The organism is Christensenella sp. (assembly GCF_034927525.1).
Taxonomy (GTDB): domain Bacteria; phylum Bacillota; class Clostridia; order Christensenellales; family Christensenellaceae; genus Christensenella.
Genome location: NZ_JAYFPU010000235.1, coordinates 1 through 3991, shown reverse-complemented (window position 1 = coordinate 3991; position 3991 = coordinate 1). Strand labels below are relative to the sequence as shown.

Sequence of the window (3991 nt, the reverse complement as noted above, 5' to 3'; positions counted from 1 at the left end):
AAATAGAAATTGGTTTTGGGGGATATTCTTTATTCTGGCGACGGTGGTACTTATCGCAAGCCAGCTTGTGCCGTTCGGCAATATGGGATTTTGGCCGCTGCTGGGCGCGATCCTGCTCATCGCTGTGATCGTACAGTGCATCATGCACCGGGGCGCATGGGGAATATTTGTCCCGCTCGCGCTGCTCTATATGATCTTTCAGGGGCCGCTCGCGCTGCCCTATCTCGAGCCGTGGATATTGATCGTCGCGGGCATACTTCTGACGATCGGGTTTGGGATATTGTTCTACAAGCGACCAAGGTATGACGACCATTTTTCCCACAGCCACTGCTCTCACGGTCATCACTCCCACGGGAGCCACCACCGCGAGGGAACGATCTCGGAAGACATGCAAAACGAAAACCGTCCGTCCATCAATGTAAGCTTCAGCGGGACAACGCGCTATTTGCAGGCGGACGCGCTCGAATACGCACATCTGTCCTGCTCGTTCGGTTCGCTGGAGGTGTATTTTGACAAGGTGACCGTAAGCCCGAACGGGGCGGAGATATACGTGGATTGCAAATTCGGCAGTATAGAGCTATATGTACCGCGCAACTGGAAGATATTAAACAGTACCCATACCGGCATGGGCGGTTTGAACTTTACGGGCACGCCGCACCACGACGAAGCCTCGCCAAATGTCACGCTCAGCGGCAATGTTTCGATGGCAGGGATCGAGATACACTATATCTGAAAATAAGACAATATGAAAAGCCGCGAAGGGAAAACAATCCCTTACACGGCTTTTTGCTGTTCGTAATATGCTACCAGTCTATTTTGGATTCGCGGACTTTGCGCGCGATATACGGCCCGATTTCGTCAAGCGGGATGTCAAGCGCCACAGAAAGCTCGCCGTGTAAATAATCTTCGGCAAGCATCAGATATTTCTCGTCTGTCAGAAGCGGTTTTTTTCCCTCCTGCTTGCGCAGGGAAATGCGCAGATGCAGGCTTTTTACGATGCGCACCCATTCATAACAATCAAAAGACTGCAAAGCGTCTTTACAGATTTGCTCGCGTGTGCTGTCATCGTCTAAGATGTCTGCCTCGATATTGGGGATTTTGTCGATCAGTTCAGTTGCCTCGCTCCGCGTTAAGATATCACGCATACGCACGTCACCCTCTACCGGGACAAAGATACTGTCACAGGGAGAGTGCAGGGGTTTTAAACTATAATATTGCTTTGCCTGCCCCGACTGCATAAAGTCGCGGGACTCCACACCCGCTATCCGGCATACGCCTGCGGATTCGTGCATCACATAATCATCTGTTTGGAACATGGTTTCTCACTCCTTTTTGATGGTAAAAAAAGGACGCACATCAAAAACGACAGGACTTACGTCTTTTGACTGCACGTCATTATCTATAGTATACCAGAAAAACAGAAGAAAAGGTAAGTTATTTTTATTTCAGACGCATTACAATCGTGTTATTCATTAAAAAACCAGGGTATATATTTACTAATCATTATACAATAGGGGGTGGGAACATGAAAGCAGCAATAGAAGCTATGTTTCCGGAATATGTAACTGATTTACGCGCGCTGGTGGCGGCAAACAGCAAAAACGCACCGGCAGAGGATGGCGCGCCGTTTGGCGCGGGCGTTGCGCAGGCATTGCGTACGATGGCAGACATTGCGCGGCGCATGGGGTTTGCGGTTACGGTAGATCCGGATGGGTACTATGCGTATGCCGAGATCGGTGAGGGCAAAGAAATGATGGGCGTACTCGGACACTTAGACGTTGTGCCCGCAGATGACGCGGAGAATTGGGCAACGCCGCCGTTTGAGCTGACGGAAAAGGACGGCATGCTCTATGGGCGCGGGGTGAGCGACGACAAAGGGCCTACATTAAGCGCACTCTATGCGCTGAAGATTCTCTTAGACAGTGGGGCAAAGCTCAATAAGCGCGTTCGCTTTATTTTTTGTACGGACGAGGAATCGTTGTGGCGCGGCGTAAAGGCCTATGTAAAAAAAGAGGAGCTTCCTACATTCGGCTTTACGCCGGATGCGGATTTCCCGCTGCTGTACGCAGAAAAAGGACTGGTGGAATATACGCTTAGCGCAGCGCAAAAGGACAGTATAACGCTTACGGGCGGCACAGCGCTGAACGCGGTCGCAAGCCGCGCGCAGACGGCTGACGATGCGCAAACGCAAAGCGCTCTGCAAAAGCTTGGATATGAATTCGCAAAGGAAGGCGGCAACCTTGTTGTCCGTGGGAAAGCGGCGCATGCAATGGCTGCCGACAAGGGCGTCAATGCGATCGTGCGGCTGTGCGAAGCACTTGTTTCTGCGGGTCGAAAAGAAGATATGCTCCGTTTCGTTGCAGAAAAATGCACGGACGCAAATGGGCGCAATATATTCGGCGACGTATCTGATGAATATTCAGGCAAGCTCACATTCAATGTCGGACTGGCGGATTTTAAGCCGGGCAAGCAGGAGCTAGGGGTAGATATCCGCTTTCCCGTGACATACGAAAAGGAAAAAGTAACGGATGCACTCACAAAGGCAGCACAGCCTTACGGCATTACCGTAGAAGAATTCGACTATTTGCGTCCACTGCATATTTCGACGGATACGCCGCTTGTAAAAGCGCTGATGCAGGCCTATCAGGAAGTGACGGGAGATACGAAGACACAGCCCATTGCAACAGGCGGCGCAACATTCGCGCGCAGTATGGATAACATCGTAGCCTTTGGCGCGCTTATGCCGGATGCACCCAAAACAGAGCATCAGGCCAACGAATGCGCAGTTATAAAGGATATCAAAAAATCGATGGAAGTCTATATTCGTGCCTTTGAGCTGCTGGCGACGGGGGGCTGAACATGGAACAGGTGAAGAAGAAATTCAAGATGCCCAGTGCCTATGTGATCATATTCATGGTGCTTATCATCGTGGTTGTTCTGACCTATTTCATCCCCGTTTCCGTACGCGACCCTCAGACGGGTGACGTGGTGTATAACGCGACGTTCAACGAAGAAGGACAGATCGTCGAAGACGCGGGGCCGCAGCCGCAGGGCTTGTGGGACATATTGATGGCGCCGGTGGAAGGGTTCCAGCGGGCGAGCGGCGTAGGCATCGCCCTGCTTGTTGTAGGCGGTTTTTTGAGCGTGATGACGGCGACGGGCGCGCTTGAGGCGGGCATCGGCAGGCTGCTCAAACGCTTGAAGGGCGGTATGCTCATTGCCATCATGAATCTGGCGTTTGCCCTGATGGGCACTGTGTTTGGCTTTTGGGAAGAAATTTTGCCGTTTTCACTGGTCGTGATCCCTATGTTTGTGCTCGCCGGATACGATGTGATGACGGGCATGGGCGTGCTTTTTGTGGGCGCGACGGTAGGCAATATGGCTGCCGTGGTAAACCCGTTCGCCACGGGTGCGGCGGTGGGCGCGATCGGCGATCCTAACCTGACCATCGGTTCGGGCATTGTGCTGCGTATCATTCTGTTCGCCGTAATGTACATTTTATCTACCATCATGCTTATGCGCTATGGCGCGCGCGTGCGTAAAAATCCAGAAAGTTCTGCGGTCGCCCACATAGAAGGGATCAAAACGAGCGTAGACGGAGAAAAGAAGGAATTGCCGCCCATGACGCCCGTACGGCTTGCTTCGGCAATCATATTTATAGTCATGGTGGCAATATTGATGATCGGCTATATCCCGTGGGAGTCTCTTGGAGGAACCGCTGCAAGCAATACGGTCAACGCCATCGGCATCGGACTTTCACAAGTCCCCGTATTGGGGGACATCCTTGGCGCCGGTAACGCCACACCATTCGGCGACTGGGGATTTAATGAATTTTCGGTGCTGTTCTTTGCGGGTGCGCTCATTTTGATGGTCATCAACCACATGAAGGTGGACGATTTCATCAAGAACTTTCTTGACGGCGCAAAAGACCTGCTCGGCGTAGTACTCATTTTGGCGATTGCAAACGGCATCGCTATCGTGATGGGAAGCT

Annotated in this window: 4 protein-coding genes; 3 read left to right on the top strand and 1 reads right to left on the bottom strand. The window is 51.9% G+C overall.

The window, feature by feature from the left end; translation table 11 throughout:
- Nucleotides 1-733, top strand: a 733-nt coding sequence (locus VB081_RS09790) for a hypothetical protein (protein WP_323400639.1), incomplete at its 5' end; no start/stop codon positions are given.
- A 70-nt stretch (nt 734-803) separates the two neighbouring features.
- On the opposite strand, the gene VB081_RS09785 is transcribed toward VB081_RS09790, so the two are convergent.
- Nucleotides 804-1316: a CarD family transcriptional regulator gene (locus VB081_RS09785; RefSeq protein WP_323400638.1), complete on the bottom strand. Its 513-nt coding sequence runs from the start codon at nt 1314-1316 to the stop codon at nt 804-806.
- Between the two features lie 209 nt (nt 1317-1525).
- Here VB081_RS09785 and VB081_RS09780 point away from each other — a divergent pair, with 209 nt between their 5' ends.
- Both VB081_RS09780 and VB081_RS09775 read left to right on the top strand, forming a co-directional pair.
- Nucleotides 1526-2857: a Sapep family Mn(2+)-dependent dipeptidase gene (locus VB081_RS09780; protein WP_323400637.1), complete on the top strand. Its 1332-nt coding sequence runs from the start codon at nt 1526-1528 to the stop codon at nt 2855-2857.
- A gap of 2 nt (nt 2858-2859) precedes the next feature.
- A partial coding sequence (locus VB081_RS09775) for a hypothetical protein (RefSeq protein WP_323400636.1) occupies nt 2860-3991 on the top strand: 1132 nt, incomplete at its 3' end.